We start from the raw sequence: 539 nt of genomic DNA, 5'->3' as shown, positions 1-539 counted from the left end.
TTTTGGGTTGTATGGTTAAGTGACTAAGCGTACACGGTGGATGCCTTGGCAGTTGGAGGCGATGAAGGACGTACTAACTTGCGATAAGCCTAGTCAAGCCAGTAAGAGGCGCTTGAGACTAGGATTTCCGAATGGGGAAACCCGGCCCTTTGGGTCATCATGCAGTGAATACATAGCTGTATGAGGCGAACGCGGAGAACTGAAACATCTAAGTACCCGTAGGAAAAGAAATCAACCGAGATTCCGAAAGTAGCGGCGAGCGAAATCGGATTAGCCCTTAAGCTTTAATGTAGTTAGTGGAACATTCTGGAAAGTATGACGATACAGGGTGACAGTCCCGTACACGACAACTTATTTAAAGTGAAATCGAGTAGGTCGGAGCACGTGAAACTTTGACTGAATATGGGGGGACCATCCTCCAAGGCTAAATACTCCCAACTGACCGATAGTGAACCAGTACCGTGAGGGAAAGGCGAAAAGAACCCCTGTGAGGGGAGTGAAATAGAACCTGAAACCGTGTACGTACAAGCAGTAGGAGC

At 47.9% G+C, this 539-nt stretch carries 1 rRNA gene; it reads left to right on the top strand.

Annotation, left to right across the window (positions count from 1 at the left end):
- Positions 1–13 precede the first annotated feature (13 nt).
- Positions 14–539: ribosomal RNA gene (locus C3B51_RS18720) — 23S ribosomal RNA — on the top strand; the annotation flags it as partial.

This window comes from Pseudoalteromonas rubra (assembly GCF_004212645.1).
Classification (GTDB): Bacteria; Pseudomonadota; Gammaproteobacteria; order Enterobacterales; family Alteromonadaceae; genus Pseudoalteromonas; species Pseudoalteromonas rubra_G.
This window is presented reverse-complemented; position numbering and strand designations above follow the sequence as displayed.